Consider the following 14,880-nt stretch of genomic DNA (forward strand, 5'->3'; position numbering starts at 1 on the left):
AAAAAAGAATTTCCCAAAATATATCCGTAGGCTACCATGTGTGTTTTTAATTAGATAAGAAAGTTTTTTGTTGTAGTGTCTTCTTAAGGAATAAACACCATTACAGACTTTAATAATTGGGGATTTTGAATTAACTATGACTGTTTCACGGACAATTTGCTTAGGTTTTCTGGCTGTCATTGCCTTGGGAACTATTTTATTAATGATGCCTTTCTCAACTAGCAGTGGTAACTGGAATGACCTAATTGTGGCGTTGTTTACTTCCACATCGGCAGTTTGTGTAACTGGGTTGTCCGTAGTTGATCCTGGCACTTATTTTTCCTTCTGGGGTCAGTTGTTTATTGCCTTACTAGCACAGATTGGTGGCTTGGGATACATGACAACCACCACATTTCTGATTTTGTTAATTGGACGTAGATTTGACCTCCGGCAAAAAGTTGCTATTCAACAGGCCTTAGACAGGCCAGGGATGAATGGTAGCGCCCAAGTAATTCGCTCAATTATGGCTACAACGTTGATTTTTGAGATTACTGGGGTGTTTTTGCTATTACCTGCGTTTGTGCCTGATTATGGTTGGAGTCAAGGACTGTGGTTAGCAATTTTTCATAGTATTAATGCTTGGAATAACGCTGGTTTTAGTTTGTTTAAAGATAATCTCATTGGCTATCAATCATCATTGTTGGTAGTGTTGACAATTACAGGCTTAATTATCTTTGGTGGGATTGGTTATCAGGTAATTTTAGAAGCTTATATTTGGTTGCGCGATCGCCTACTGAAAAAAAAGATTAGTCAAGTATTTTCTCTAGATTTTAAAGTTGCGACTAGCACGACTTTAATCTTATTAGTTTTGGGAACAATAGCATTTTTCTGCATAGAAATTAGAAATCCAGAAACATTTGGTTCACTGAATTTATCTGACCAGTTTTTAGTCGCTTGGTTTCAATCAGTCACACCGCGAACTGCTGGTTTTAATACCGTAGATATTGGGAAAATGACCAATGCCGGATTATTTATCATGATTGCTTTGATGTTTATCGGTGCTAGCCCTGGTGGCACAGGTGGCGGTATCAAAACTACTACACTCAGAGTTTTAACTAGCTGTACTAAAGCAATTTTGCATGGTAAAGAAGAAGTTTTATTGTATGAACGGAAGATAGCAATCTCTCTGATTTTAAAAGCTGTTGGTGTTTTAGTAGGTTCTGTCGCTACTGTCATTCTAGCCACAATTTTTATATCCCTCACAGACCCCAAATTAGACTTTATTCAAATTCTATTTGAAGTCGTATCAGCATTTGCGACAGTTGGTCTTTCCACGGGAATTACTGGTGCTGTTTCTCCAGTAGCAAAAATAGTTTTAATTATCACAATGTACGTAGGAAGAGTTGGTGTTTTACTGCTAATGTCCGCCGTACTCGGAGATCCCCGCCCCACAAGGATTCATTATCCTGAAGAGAATTTACTTGTGGGATAGTTGGGGAATAGGCAATAGCGAGACTTAGACAGGGTATAAGTCATACTCACTAATATTTCTCTCTGTGTCTCCGTGTCTCTGTGGTTGAATTAAATATTTTTTACCACAAAGCCACAAAGACATGGGAATAAGCTGGAAATCTGCGCAGCATAATGTTAACTTTAGTAAAAATTTTGGCAAATGGCAGGCAAGTAGTGATATGGAGTGATTTACTCAGTAAATAACTTAGCAATTTGGGTTAAATCTACATTTCCGCCACTGATAATTACACCTATTTTCATACCTGGTGCAGTCACAACATTTTCAAGTATGGCAGCAGCAGCTAGTACACCGGTGGGTTCAACGACTATTTTCAGCCGTTCCCAGAGAAAAAACATCGTGCGAATAATGGCTGCTTCTGATACTGTCACCATATCATCAACGTATTGCAGCACTAGCGGAAAGGTGATTTGGCCTAAGCTAGGTGTTCGCGCCCCATCGGCAATGGTATCTGAATTTGTGACTGTTTGCAGAGTTTTTGTATAAAAGGAACGGGTAGCATCGTCAGCTAGTGTGGGTTCTACGCCAATTACTCGCAAATTGGGGAAAAGGGCTTTAGCCGCGATCGCACAACCAGCAATTAACCCCCCACCACCACAACAAACCAATAACAAATCTAGTTCGCCCACTTCTTGAACTAGTTCTAGTGCAGTCGTACCTTGTCCAGCAATCACATGGGGATGATCGTAGGGGGGAATCAGGGTAAGATGGCGATCGCTGGCTAGATTGTGAGCTAATTCTTCTCGATTGGTTTGCTGTCTGTTGTATAAGATGACCTCTGCACCGTAACTTCGAGTAGCCGTTTGCTTGACTCCAGGAGCATCATCTGGCATGACAATAGTTGTGGGAATATGGAGTAGCTGCCCAGCTAAGGCGATCGCTTGTCCATGATTACCTGATGAAAAAGTCAGCACACCTTGCTGTTTTTGTGCTGGCGATAGCTGCGCCAAGGCATTGTAAGCACCCCTAAACTTAAAAGCCCCGGTACGTTGAAAATTTTCGCATTTAAAAAATACTTGACTCTGGGTGCGATCGTTGACGATTCTGGAAGTTAATACAGGTGTGTGGTGAGCAATCCCAGAAAGCCGTTGCTGTGCTGCTTGTATATCATTGATGCTGACGGGGTGAAACTGTGACATTAAATAGCATTGTGAAACATACTTGCTTTTTATTTTGAACGAAATCCCCAAAGAGAAATAGTAGAGACGTTGCATTGCAAAGTCTCTACATAATTCATGTGTATGATGATTAACGTGACATGGGATAAATCAATAAACAGCAGCCAATAATTTATCGATTGCTGCTCGAAATGCCGTAGCTGCACCAGCACTCATATCACGAGGCGCGCAAATCCGATTCCGCAAATATGCAAAAGCGATCGCCCCCACAGCAGCGAAAGTAGGATCAATACTGCTATTTTTGCCACCAGTCCGACCACCCGGTAAAAATTCTCCATTACCATGCAGTAAATAATCAGCCAATTGTCGCAGGTGAAAATCAACAGCTTGCTTAACTGTGGTATAATCACCGTCTGCGGCTAAAGCTTGGACTCCAGAATTTTTGATAATATCGGCGATCGCTACTTCTCGATTATCACTCAATCTCTCAGCCGCCTCGGCGCGATATTGAATCTTCTCGCTATCTGCTACATCCAGAGGTAAAGGATTCCCAATCGGTTCCACACCCCATCTGCGACGCAAGAGTAAATTGTTAGTAACATTATCCGACTTCACCCGATGATAAGCCGGACGCTGATTCAGTGCTTCAAACCAAGCATTAATCCCAGGAAAGCGCGGATTTCCTTTGAGATGATATCCCCGATACACAGGTAAATTAGCCACTAATCTATCTAGATGGGGGCTATACAGAATATCTACCAAGCTAAACGTACTAACAAAGTAGGGGCCAGGATATTTAGCCAAAGCTTGCTCAAGTTCATCTAACTTCGCCTCAAATGCTGCTTGTAAGTTTGCCAACTCATCAGCATCTACAGTTACTTCTCTGAGAAATTTATAAGCAATCTCTCTAAACCCGTTAGTCTCAGCCTCCTCAACCAACTGTCTCGCAACCGCATTTTCCTCTGGATTTTCTGGTAATAATGCAGGATGAGGAAACCGATCTTCTAAAGCCAAGAGAATATCTTTAGATTCATATACCAACTTTCCTTCAATCTTGGCAGCCGGCACAAGGGTTGTAGGAACTAGGTCAGTGTACCATTTAGGTTTATTACTTAAATCAATAAACTCCGTTGCAAAAGGAATTTCCTTTTCTTCTAGCGCAAACCAAACTCGCTCACAAAAAGGACACCAAGAATTAGTATCTCGATAAAGCAAAACTGGCAATTCTGTGTCTGGGGGAAGTTTGTGTAAACTGCTGGGAATGGGTGCAGTAGAGGGAGACTGTCCTGGCCTCTTTACCCGACGCGCAGAGGTATGATTTCTCGCAGTTTCTAAAAGTTCTTCCCAATTTGATACTGTGTTTGGTATGGACATTTTTTACCTCGCTTTACTAGGAACGCCAGAAAACACAAATAACTGTTGTTCTTGAGGTTGGTTTACACTTTCACCCAGGTAACGATGAATACCTACAGCCATGTCTCCTGTAGCCGTGAGTTGAAAATTAATTTCCTCAAACCCAGATGCAGACAAAATTTTCCGTACATTGTCAGAGTAGGGAATACCGTTAGAGTGTCCGCGAGTCCAGATAACAAAAGCACCCGGTTTACTCAGAAAACTCAAGTTATTGATTAAGCGATCGAGTTCTTCATTCACAACATGGCCCAAAACACCACAGACAATCACAATATCTGCGGGTACTGCACCTACGTAGTTAGTAGCAAGAGTTGCATCATCATTAATAAACTCAATTTGTTTACCTAAACCCAATGATTCTATAGTTGCCCGTCCACGTTCAACTAACTGAGGGTTGAGTTCCACTAGTCGTGCGTATACATCATTGATTCGGGGGTGATTTTGTAAAACTCCTAGTAAATCTCGCCCATCACCTGCACAAACGCTGACTATTCGGATAGTTCCATCTGGTAACGCATTCAAGCTATCAGCAATATATTCCCGCACGATTTCTAGACGCTGCTGCAATACTGGTTCAGTGTCGTAGAGGTCGTGCCATTCATACCAATCTTTTGGCATAGGACGCGATTCCCGTTTGATGCACTCTGTTTACCATAAAACTACTGTTAGTTTATCGATTAACCGTAGTTTACAGATGAAAGCAGCGTATCACAAAAATTCGTTTAAAATCAAGTCTTATTAGGAAGGCTCCTAGCCTATTTCGTATGAGTGAAACTGTCTACATCGAAACTAGTATTTTGGGCTACCTTACAGCCAGATCAACCAGAAATCTGATTTTGGCAGCAAACATAGAGATCACAAGAGAGTGGTGGGAGTTTCGCCGAAGTGCATTCACGCTCTACATTTCACAAGTTGTTTTAGATGAGGTGGCACGGGGAGACTCCGAGATTGCCGTTAAGCGTCTGGAGATTCTCAACGGAATGCCGTTAGTAGAACTCAATCAGGCTGTAAAAAACTTGTCAGCAGAATTTCTCACACGCAGCAATCTTCCTGCCAAAGCCTCAGATGATGCAGTTCATATTGCGGCAGCAACCGTTCATCAGCTGGATTACCTGCTAACGTGGAATTGTAAGCATATAGCAAATGCTCAAATTCAAAGAAAACTTGCAGAAATCAGTCTTGATTTTGGATATCAGTTACCCGTAATTTGCACCCCCTACGAACTATTAGGAGATTAAGCAATGTGGCAGGATGAGATTCTAGATGAAATTCATCAGATTCGTGAAGAACACGCCAAGTCTTTTAACTACGACTTGGACGCGATGTTTGCAGATTGGCAAAAGAAGCAAGCCGAAAGTGGAAGAGAAGTTGTCAATTTATCAGTAAAGCATGGTACAGCGACACGTTGGAGCGCACGCAAGGGAGATCCTGGTTAGGCATTCAAGCTATAAGCAATATATTATTGCACTATTTCTAAACGCTGCTGTAATACTGGCTCAGTGTTGTAGAGGTCGTGCCATTCATACCAATCTTTTGGCATAAGGGGTAATTTCCGTTTGATGCACATTGTGTAGATATAAACTACGGTTAAATTATCAAGTAACTGTAGTTTACTGATAAAGGCAGAGTATCACAGATGTGAATAGAAAATCAAGGAATATTCTCTATAAACAATTTTTAGTAGCTGATTATACAGAATTGTTTTGTATAATAGGTACTCAGGCTATTAAGCTACTTGTAGAACTATTCTCTCAAATATGCTGCCTCAGCGTTTAGCTTTAAGAAATTAAGTGCTATGTTAAGTTATTGAATTACACTACAAATGTAGTATACAGTCACATAAGCTATTCTATGTTTACACGTTTTGAAAGAATACCTGGACGCTTATCAGAACTGAAAAAGTGTTTCTACTGTGGAAACTCTCTGCCAGCAAATAGTAAGGAGCATATTTTTAACTCGTCTTGGGGTGGTTCACACAAGACAGGGAATTTAATCTGTGATCAGTGCAACAGTAACTTCTCAAGTCAAACAGATGTAGCTTTTGCTGTATATGTACAAGCGGTAATGAACTCTTGGTCTTTTAAGGGAGAACGTCATAAAGAAGTACCGAGGATTTTTTTGGAAAATGAGTATTTTTTAGATCAAGGAGCAAAGCTAAAACTTAAACAGCCTCTTGTTAAAGACGAAATCTTACCTGACGGGCGCATTAAATCAAATCTTGCTTTCAATTCTAAAAGTGAAGCCAAACGTTGGATAGAAAGCGGTGGTATGGCTGAGTGGCTGAGAAGAGATCCTTCCATTCAAGAGAAAGAACACTTGAAGAAAATAATTATAGAGGCAAAGCCAGATATAACGGAAGCAAAACCTCAGTCAGCCTCTTTTCAACTAAATCTTAGTGAGCAATATCGCTCTTCAGCACACACAATTCTCAAATGTCTTGGCTTCTTCTTGCCTGAATGGGTTTGTACCGACTCGACTAAGCAAATCCGAGATTTTGTTAGGTACAATCAAGGAGACTGGCGATTTTTTGCAGTTCATAGTGAACAACTAATTTCAATAGCTGAACAAGCGGCAAGCCTTATAGGTTTGGGAGTTCACCATAATTCTGTAGAGATATACTGGAATTCCTCAACAAAAATGGTAGTTGGAGTGTTATCTATCCTTAATCGCGTTAAGAGGTCTGTTGTTATTTCTAAAAATTATTCTGGAGCAGATGCTATCCTTTATGTTTTTGAAGATACCTATGGTTCTAAAAAGCCACCTCAAGCAGTATTTACCGAGTTTGATTCAACTCAACTCACTGTACCTTTGCTAAATTTTCAATATTTTTCATTTCCTCATAAGATATTTGAATATTTTAGGAATGAGCTTGTCGGATTAATGGAGTTTTACTATCCAGTTGACGCAATCACAGCCCGTTTATTCAAAGGAATAGAAACGATTAATCAGAAAAACCTAAGCCTTGAGCAAACAACTTTAGAGGAATACTTGAGTTTATTTTTGACCTTTTTCTCAGATGTAAGTAAAGTAACAGGTACTTCTGTAGACTTGGCTAAAGTACGTTCTAAGCTCCTTGAGTATGGGTTTGCTATTTTGGTTAGCCAGTATAGTGGAAAATTATATACTGATCCAGATATTGAAGCTCTAATGAAGTTAGCATTTGACCGAACCTTGAGAGACTTGAAGATTTAAAGTGTTTTACGCAGCTTAACAATCCCAATGTAGTGGACTGATGAAGATATAAGCTTGAGGATTGTAAAATTAAGAGGTCGATAATATCAGCAATCGATATAGTGATGTACTGATGACATATCCAGAAATACGCCAAAAAATTGAAGACCAACTAGCTCAACTACCACCTGATCAGCTGTCCTTGGTTAGTGATTTTTTAGATGCTTTACAAACCAGAGGGAATAAAAGCGATCGCTCACTTTGTCGGTTAGCGCCAATTAAACGAGGAAGTAAAGCCGTAGATTTATTGAAGTTTGCCGGAACATGGCAAGGCGACGATTTAGAAGAATGCCTGCAATTTGTTCGTGAAACATAGTAGCCTAAGAGCAATAGAATATAAAATTTAAGCAGCAGCTTCCAACTTCTAGTGACTTATCTGTCATGCCTGCAAAAGATGCGTTTCATGAGCTTGTTAAAATCGCCCTTGAGAATGAGGGGTGGACAATTACTCATGATCCGTACCATATCGATCTAGGATTTGTTGATTTTTATATCGATTTAGGTGCAGAGAGGTTAATTGCAGCAACGAGAGACGGTGAGAAAATTGCTGTAGAAATCAAAACTTTCCTCGCGGCTTCAACAATTTCTGAGTTTCATATTGCAATTGGACAATTTATTAACTATCGTATTGCCCTGGAGGAAGAAGAGGCAGATAGACGATTGTACTTAGCAGTTCCATTAGATATTTACAAGCGTTTCTTCAAGTATCCATTTATTCAAACTGTGATTCGCCGCAACCAAATTCCGTTATTAGTGTACGACATAAAAAAACAGGAAGTTGCTCAATGGATAAGTTAGATTGGTATCGTCAATTAATTCAAGAGTTACTAATAGAGAGAGCAAAATTGCGCTCTCCCAGCGATCCGATTAAAAGTCAGACAATTTTTGATCGAGAGTGCGATCGCTATCAACTTGTAAATCTGGGATGGAAAGACAGCAGTACCCGCATCTATGGCTGTGTGCTTCATGTTGATATTATCGATGGGAAAATTTGGGTGCAACATGATGGAACTGAAGACGCAATTGCAGATCAGTTAGCAGCTAAGGGAGTGCCAAAGCAGGACATTGTTTTAGCGTATCATGCACCTCATGTCCGACAGTACACAGAGTTTGCTGTAGGTTGATGCAGCAGTGTAAAAATGGTTATGGAGAATTCGCCAAGTTTTAGCGAATTCTCCTACAAATGCACGAGTTTCCTTGCTCAATATAGGTAGCGATCGCATCAAGCAAAACAGCGAGATATAAAATAGGGTTGCTAAATTATTTGCTAATTCCTGGGATTTAGACAGTCACTCTTGTACCGTCAAATTTGGTGAAGGTAAAACCGCTAAATCGCTCGTTGTATCCCAGTCTTTCATCTCTGAGAATACTAATAGCAACTTCCTCACCTAACGCCAAGCCAGCTGCACCATCGGAACGCCAATGGATACCACCATGACCACGACCGATATAATAGTTGGTTGCCAGCTTATTCAACTCACCACCGACTGTCAAAACCGCGCCACTGTAGGGAAGTAGTTTGGTGGGGTCATTGGGATCAGGCTCTACAGGATTGGGAATGACAAAATTCTCATTAAAAAAGGCTTTCAACAACGTAGCTTGTACACCTGCAATCGAAGCAGCACCACCAGTGTAAGAAGAGTGCAATGGTGCGCCTTCTGGATAAGCATGGGGTAACAAATAAGTACCAAAAGTGCTAAAGGTGCGAGCTAAGGCTGTGGAATTGAAGACTTGGGAATTAATCGGATAACTAGTTCCATTGACAAGGTTGTTATAGACTAATCCACCATAAGCTTCTGGTCGTAAACGTCGATGTACATAAAACTTTTGCCAATAGGAAGCTCTGATTGCCCGTGAGGGAGCTAAGTTGAGTAAGGCTTGAAAATGTGCTGATGCAAAGGTAGCCGCAGAACCAACTTGAGTTTTGGAGTTGATATAGGGATTTCCTGGATTTAACGGTGCGCTAATGCTATTGAGAATTAACAAAGCGCCAAAGAACAAAGCCCCACCAATACGTGATAGTTCGCTCAGATCCCGAACAGTGAAAACAAAACGGCGTGTGGGATCGAACTTAATGGACTTGCCAGAACTACCCCCATTCTGGACAGTTAGCCATTCATTGTAATTAGTGAGAAAATCATTATCCCTACCAGCTAGAGCAGTACGAATCAAGGGTGAAATGAATTGAGTATTGTAAGGGATTTCCCGTAGCAAGAATTGGGAAATGTGGGGGCCATCTAGCACTCCTGGAGGAGTAACGTATTTTGCTGTCCTACCTGAGCGATCGCGCTGATCAACATAGATAACGCTACCACGAAATAAAGTTTGCGGAGTGACAAAACCATTCTGTTTTGGCCCTCGGAATTCTGGCAGGCTATTGAGTTCGGCGATCGCTGCGGCGACATTCGGATCTTGCTCGAATCGATTAAAAGGTACATCCCTTAATAAAGCCTGCCAGTAGAGTTCTATCGCCTCCACCGCTTGTTCTCCACTATCTAGAGTTGGTGGCGGCGGAACTGCTATCTGAGAAGCATTGATTCCTTCTAAACTAATTGCCAACGGCCCTTGAGGATTCACTAACTTCCTTGTACCACCCAAAATAATCCTTTCGTAGTCATCTGGGTTCTGTGTTGTTAATGCCCTAGTCAAAGAATCATATGCTTGCAAATCAACTTCGCCTCTTTGATCGTGTGGCAATCCCCTCGTGTCTGTAGCTATTTTGTTGGCATAGCGTTCCTCATCGCCGTTGGTAGGATGGGGTGGGATCTCAATTTGCCGATTATTTTGCGCTGCTTGGAGACGCACTTGAAAGGCTTGCTGACGAAACTTTATATAGTTAAAATCTCGAACACGATATCTACCCTGAGCAATTTCTCTAGCTTGTGCAATATCTCCCTGCTTGGAACCAGAGAAAGACGAACCGATGATCCCAGTCACAACGCTAGTAGCAGTAAATAAACCAGCATGACTGATAAATGAACGTCTACTAACACCGTCTTGCCCAAAAAGTCTGCCACGTCTTTTTTTACTACCACGAGATTGAGGATTTGTGGTTTCGTTCTGCTCTTGTCTATCTGCTTGAGAAGGTTGCATAATATAAATCTCCATTGTTAGAAAATAAAGACACAAACTAATACCAAGTAAAGGTAGTTTTAACATCACAAAACTTGCCCAATACTTGAATTTTCACTATGTCTGGTCAAGAAAGATAGCTAAAAAAGATTTGTAACCCAAGGGTTACAAACTAAGCAAGCCGCCAAGAAAGTTAAAAATCACCTTTAATTTCATCATTTGAGGCGCTTGGGTGTAATTGCTGCTGATAATTGAGGAGGTAGTAGTGCATCTTGAATGTTTATTTTGCGGGGAATGATTTTTTCTTGAAAGTAAAAATCAGCTACCCGTTGTTGTTCAGCAATAATCGCAGGTGAGAGTCTTCTTAAGCGATAAGTACGTCGGCGTGCTACCTTTTCTAAAACTGCTACTTCCAATTTCAGTTCCGGTGCAAAAGCCTTGGCAACTTCGGTGGGATTTTTTTCTGCCCATTCACCTACCTTATCTGCTTCTTCTAAAAACACCCTTACCAATTCCGGATTTTGCGTGGCAAATGTACGTCTGCCGAGATAAAATCCACCCAATGTGTTAATTTTAGCTGCATTCCGCAAATTGCGAATTGGGATAATTTTTTCCACCAAAGCTAAGAATGGGTCACTAGCTACCCAAACCTCCACTTTGTTTTGAATGAAAGCATCACGTGCTTCCGATGGAGTCAAACCAACAATTTGCACATCACTAATTTTTAAGCCTACTTCTTGCAAAGCTTTTGCTAGTAAATAATGTGCATTTGATCCCCTCTGAAAAGCCACTTTTTTCCCTTTAATATCAGCTACTTTTTTAATCGGAGAATCAGCTCTGACTACAATACCTTGGTTTTGACCGCGACTAGGAGTGCGTCCAGCAATATAAATAACTTCTGTGATGCCTGCGGCTTGGGAAAATATTGGCGGTGTTTCTCCCACATTACCAATATCAACTCTACCTGCGTTCATTGCTTCTATCAACTGCGGCCCGGCTGGGAATGGCCCTACCCAATTCACTTTGACACCCAAAGCTTTAAACCTTGGCTCTACAACTTTTCTGACTTTGACAATATCACCAGAAGTTTGATAAGCCAGGTTGATTTCTTTGGCAACAAATCCTCGTCGGGTTTGGGCTTGGGTATTTTGTAATAAACCACCTACCAAGGGTGTTGATAGCGCAAATAATCCTAATGCTGAGTACTGTACAAGCTGTTTAAAGAATTTACGCCGTTGATAAACAAATGGTGTGTTCATTGCAAGAGTATATATTTTTGACGTAACGAGTGAGTCTCCTAGCCGCGATCGCTAGGAGTTACAAAATGCCAAATTTGCTCTACCAATTACTAATATGCTCAGGCATAATCGCTGCATATTGTTGAGAATTAAGCCTCGCTTATAGGTAATAAGAAAGAAGTTCTCTGACTTGTACTGAGTTTTTATATGCAAGCGCAAGCTACGCTAACAAAAATCAAATACGAGTCTCATTGAATGATTACGTGTCTGCTAACAAATGTTAACTACTATAAGTTTATCGACTTACAGTATTTTATTGAAATAGACTCTCTCATAAACAACTATAAAAATCAAGTAGGAGTGATACTAATTCTTGTGATGTTATGTGCTACGAGACTAGTATTTGATTTTTGAAATTACTCGTCCAACAAACCTGGAACAACAATAAGCCGCTTGGCAACAACAGCGTCACGAATCAGGGGTGTAATACCAATTCAAAATGACGCGACGCAGGAGCGTCGCTAACGCTGCGCTATCGCGGACTCGCTAACGCTGCGCTAACAAAATTCGTCTTGAAAAGTTGAGCCACTGCGTTGGAGAGGCAGTGCATTGGGCGGCTTTGCCGACTTGTAGCAACTGCCGTCGGGTTTCCCGGCTTATAGCAAGTGGCGTTCCTACGGCGGGAAACCCGCCTACAGAACTTTTGTCTTCGACACGCTACGCGAACGCAAAATTCAAAATTAAGAAAGCCTGGTTATACAAGGGTTTCCGTGTTTGGATCTGTATCAGATTTTTAGTGAATTGGTGTAAGGATGTAGGGAAGGTCATCAATAAATTGAGGGGCTGGATATAAGGACGCAGTGTCTTGAGTAGTATTCGCTACAATCTCAATACTGATTAGTGATGCGCTAAGTTTACTGTCAGCCCTTTGCTTTGCCATGTCTCACTTGTACTTTCGGTGAACATAGACTACTTTGGGCTATATTTAGCTTAACTAACTATTTGTCAACAATAAATTCAGGTAATCATATATTTTGATAGCGAAAGGCTTGAATTTTCTCTAGCACCATGCAATACTGCTAAATCAATCACCGTTAAATCGGTCGATGATTAGTATTTTACAAAAAATGTTTGTATTACCGTACAAATTAAGTATTTTAGGTCTTCCAAAACTTATCCACAGATAAATTTGGCTAGTCATATCTGTGGACTTAACAATATTCCTTTCTATAAATCAAGGAGTGAGAGCTAGTGAGTGTCAATCAATTAGTGACTGAGCAATCATTTGCTGATGACTCCCATCTAGATTTAGAGGCTGATGTTTTAGTTATCGGCGGTGGGCCGGCTGGTGCTTGGGCAGCTTACCAGGCGGCGGTTAGTGGAGTCCGGGTTGTTCTGGTAGACAAAGGCTATTGTGGCTCTAGTGGTGCAACTGCCTCTGGTGGGACTAGTGTGTGGTATATAGCTAACCCTGAGCAACGAGAAACTGCTATGGCAAGTCGGGAAGCGTTGGGAGGCTTTTTATCACAGCGAGATTGGATGGAGCGAGTTCTAGACCGGACTCATAGCAATTTGTATCAATTAGGTAGTTGGGGTTATCCCTTTCCCTCTGACCAACAAGGACAACCATACTATCGTTCCCTCCAGCAAGGTGCAGAATATATGCGTCTGATGCGTAAGCAAGTCAAGAAAGCCGGAGTGCAAATTCTTGACCATAGCCCAGCGTTGGAATTGCTGGTAGACGAAGCGGGAGCAGTAGCTGGGGCGAAAGGAATTTGTCGTCAAGCAGGTGGGCGTTGGACAGTCCGAGCCAAAGCAGTAGTCATTGCCACTGGTGGTTGTGCTTTTTTGAGTAAAGCCCTCGGTTGTAATGTTCTCACGGGAGATGGTTATTTAATGGCGGCTGAAGCCGGGGCGGAATTATCCGGGATGGAATTTTCTAATTCTTATGCTCTCACTCCTGCCTTTGCTTCTGTCACCAAAGGAGCTTTCTATCGTTGGGCAACATTCACCTATGAAGATGGAACAGTGATTGAAGGTGCTGGTTCTCAACGGGGACGCTCTGTAATTGCCAAAACATTACTAAATCAGCCCGTATACTGTAGTCTCCATGAAACTCCAGAACAAGTACGAACTTGGATGCGAACTATTCAGCACAACTTCTTTTTACCATTTGACCGCAAAGGTATAGATCCCTTCACCCAACGCTTCCCTGTAACTCTGCGTTTAGAAGGTACAGTCAGAGGTACTGGCGGCATTCGGATTGTTGATCATTCTTGTGCAACCTCCGTACCCGGACTCTATGCAGCTGGTGATGCAGCCACAAGGGAATTAATCTGTGGTGGCTTTACAGGTGGTGGTAGTTACAACGCGGCTTGGGCAACCTCTTCTGGCTATTGGTCAGGACAAGCTGCGGCTAGCTATGCTCGTCAATTAGGGGACAAAGGCAATCAACGGCGATCGCATTCAATTGGACAGGCGGGAGTTAGTTGTGAAAATAATCACACTTTTGACCCCCAAGAAGTTATCCAAGCTACCCAAGCTGAAGTATTACCTTACGATCGCAATCTCTTCCGTACCGAAAAAGGCTTGAGCGATTCACTAGCAAGATTGCATAGTTTATGGCGAGAAATCCGTTCTAGTACTGCTCCAACAGATAACCAAGTATTACCAGCCAGAGAAGCGGCGGCAATGGTTGCCACTGCCCGATGGATGTATACTTCAGCACAAGCCAGGACAGAAACGCGGGGAATGCACAAGCACCAGGATTTTCCCCAGCAAGATGTTAATCAGCAATATCGGTTGATTAGTGGTGGATTGGATCAAGTCTGGGTCAAACCTGAACAAGAAGTTGTGAAAAAGGAGTTAGTAGCACTGTGATTGAATTAGTCAGTGAATCTCGCTGTATTAAATGTAATCTTTGCATCACTGCTTGTCCTACCAATGTGTTTGATGCCGTACCCGGAAGTGCGCCGAAAATTGCTCGCCAGAGCGATTGTCAAACTTGTTATATGTGCGAACTGTATTGTCCTGTAGATGCGCTGTATGTCGATCCTAACGCTGAAGAATCAGTAGCGGTAGATGAGGAGACTTTGATCGCTTCTGGGTTACTTGGCAGTTATCGAAAAAATGTGGGCTGGGGTAAAGGGCGTACACCGGCTGCTAAAAATGAGAAGTCTGCTTACTACTATCCAGTTATGCAAAGTAGTAATAATTTGCCTACAGATGCTCAAGGCAGAATTCTTCCTTGGGGAACCCAGCAAACTAATTCGTAATTCCTAATTGAGAAGTTTTCTAG

General features: G+C 41.7%; 14 protein-coding genes. 9 read left to right on the plus strand and 5 right to left on the minus strand.

Annotated features, from left to right (window positions below; all coding sequences use genetic code 11):
* Positions 1-136: 136 nt before the first annotated feature.
* Positions 137-1,471, plus strand: coding sequence for a TrkH family potassium uptake protein (locus tag FD725_RS24295; protein ID WP_179050521.1), 1,335 nt, complete (start codon positions 137-139; stop codon positions 1,469-1,471).
* 209 nt (positions 1,472-1,680) lie between these two features.
* On the opposite strand, the gene FD725_RS24300 is transcribed toward FD725_RS24295, so the two are convergent.
* The 3 genes from FD725_RS24300 to FD725_RS24310 form a co-directional block, all read right to left on the minus strand.
* Positions 1,681-2,649: a threo-3-hydroxy-L-aspartate ammonia-lyase gene (locus FD725_RS24300; protein WP_179050522.1), complete on the minus strand. Its 969-nt coding sequence runs from the start codon at positions 2,647-2,649 to the stop codon at positions 1,681-1,683.
* A gap of 129 nt (positions 2,650-2,778) precedes the next feature.
* Entirely contained in the window at positions 2,779-4,002 is a 1,224-nt protein-coding gene (locus FD725_RS24305; protein WP_179050523.1) for a glutathione S-transferase family protein, read from the minus strand.
* A 3-nt stretch (positions 4,003-4,005) separates the two neighbouring features.
* Positions 4,006-4,659, minus strand: coding sequence for a class I SAM-dependent methyltransferase family protein (locus FD725_RS24310; RefSeq protein ID WP_179050524.1), 654 nt, complete (start codon positions 4,657-4,659; stop codon positions 4,006-4,008).
* A 146-nt stretch (positions 4,660-4,805) separates the two neighbouring features.
* On the opposite strand from FD725_RS24310, the gene FD725_RS24315 reads away from it, so the two are divergent.
* The 6 genes from FD725_RS24315 (at position 4,806) to FD725_RS24340 (ending at position 8,396) form a co-directional block, all read left to right on the plus strand.
* The gene (locus FD725_RS24315; RefSeq protein ID WP_179050525.1) at positions 4,806-5,279 is read left to right on the plus strand and encodes a type II toxin-antitoxin system VapC family toxin; all 474 of its coding nucleotides are present in this window, start codon (positions 4,806-4,808) and stop codon (positions 5,277-5,279) included.
* A gap of 3 nt (positions 5,280-5,282) precedes the next feature.
* Positions 5,283-5,477: a hypothetical protein gene (locus FD725_RS24320; protein WP_179050526.1), complete on the plus strand. Its 195-nt coding sequence runs from the start codon at positions 5,283-5,285 to the stop codon at positions 5,475-5,477.
* A gap of 415 nt (positions 5,478-5,892) precedes the next feature.
* Positions 5,893-7,233, plus strand: coding sequence for an HNH endonuclease (locus FD725_RS24325; RefSeq protein WP_179050527.1), 1,341 nt, complete (start codon positions 5,893-5,895; stop codon positions 7,231-7,233).
* A gap of 112 nt (positions 7,234-7,345) precedes the next feature.
* Positions 7,346-7,588 (plus strand): hypothetical protein, encoded by a 243-nt coding sequence (locus FD725_RS24330; RefSeq protein ID WP_179050528.1) that lies wholly within the window; start codon positions 7,346-7,348, stop codon positions 7,586-7,588.
* 65 nt (positions 7,589-7,653) lie between these two features.
* Positions 7,654-8,070, plus strand: a complete 417-nt coding sequence (locus FD725_RS24335; RefSeq protein WP_179050529.1) for a XisH family protein — start codon at positions 7,654-7,656, stop codon at positions 8,068-8,070.
* A complete protein-coding gene (locus FD725_RS24340) occupies positions 8,058-8,396 on the plus strand; it encodes a XisI protein (protein ID WP_179050530.1) in 339 nt (112 codons plus the stop codon). Before FD725_RS24335 ends, FD725_RS24340 begins: the two co-directional genes overlap by 13 nt.
* Before the next feature lie 157 nt (positions 8,397-8,553).
* On the opposite strand, the gene FD725_RS24345 is transcribed toward FD725_RS24340, so the two are convergent.
* Together FD725_RS24345 and FD725_RS24350 are read right to left on the minus strand one after the other, a co-directional pair.
* Entirely contained in the window at positions 8,554-10,365 is a 1,812-nt protein-coding gene (locus FD725_RS24345) for a vanadium-dependent haloperoxidase (RefSeq protein WP_179050531.1), read from the minus strand.
* 194 nt (positions 10,366-10,559) lie between these two features.
* A complete protein-coding gene (locus FD725_RS24350) occupies positions 10,560-11,603 on the minus strand; it encodes an aliphatic sulfonate ABC transporter substrate-binding protein (RefSeq protein ID WP_179050532.1) in 1,044 nt (347 codons plus the stop codon).
* Positions 11,604-12,833: 1,230 nt separating this feature from the next.
* Between FD725_RS24350 and FD725_RS24355 the strand changes: the two genes are divergently transcribed.
* Together FD725_RS24355 and FD725_RS24360 are read left to right on the plus strand one after the other, a co-directional pair.
* Positions 12,834-14,462, plus strand: a complete 1,629-nt coding sequence (locus FD725_RS24355; RefSeq protein WP_179050533.1) for an FAD-dependent oxidoreductase — start codon at positions 12,834-12,836, stop codon at positions 14,460-14,462.
* On the plus strand, positions 14,459-14,857 hold the full coding sequence (locus FD725_RS24360) for a ferredoxin family protein (RefSeq protein ID WP_179050534.1): 399 nt from the start codon (positions 14,459-14,461) through the stop codon (positions 14,855-14,857). Before FD725_RS24355 ends, FD725_RS24360 begins: the two co-directional genes overlap by 4 nt.
* The last annotated feature ends 23 nt before the right edge of the window (positions 14,858-14,880 follow it).

This window comes from Nostoc sp. TCL26-01, assembly GCF_013393945.1.
GTDB lineage: Bacteria > Cyanobacteriota > Cyanobacteriia > Cyanobacteriales > Nostocaceae > Trichormus.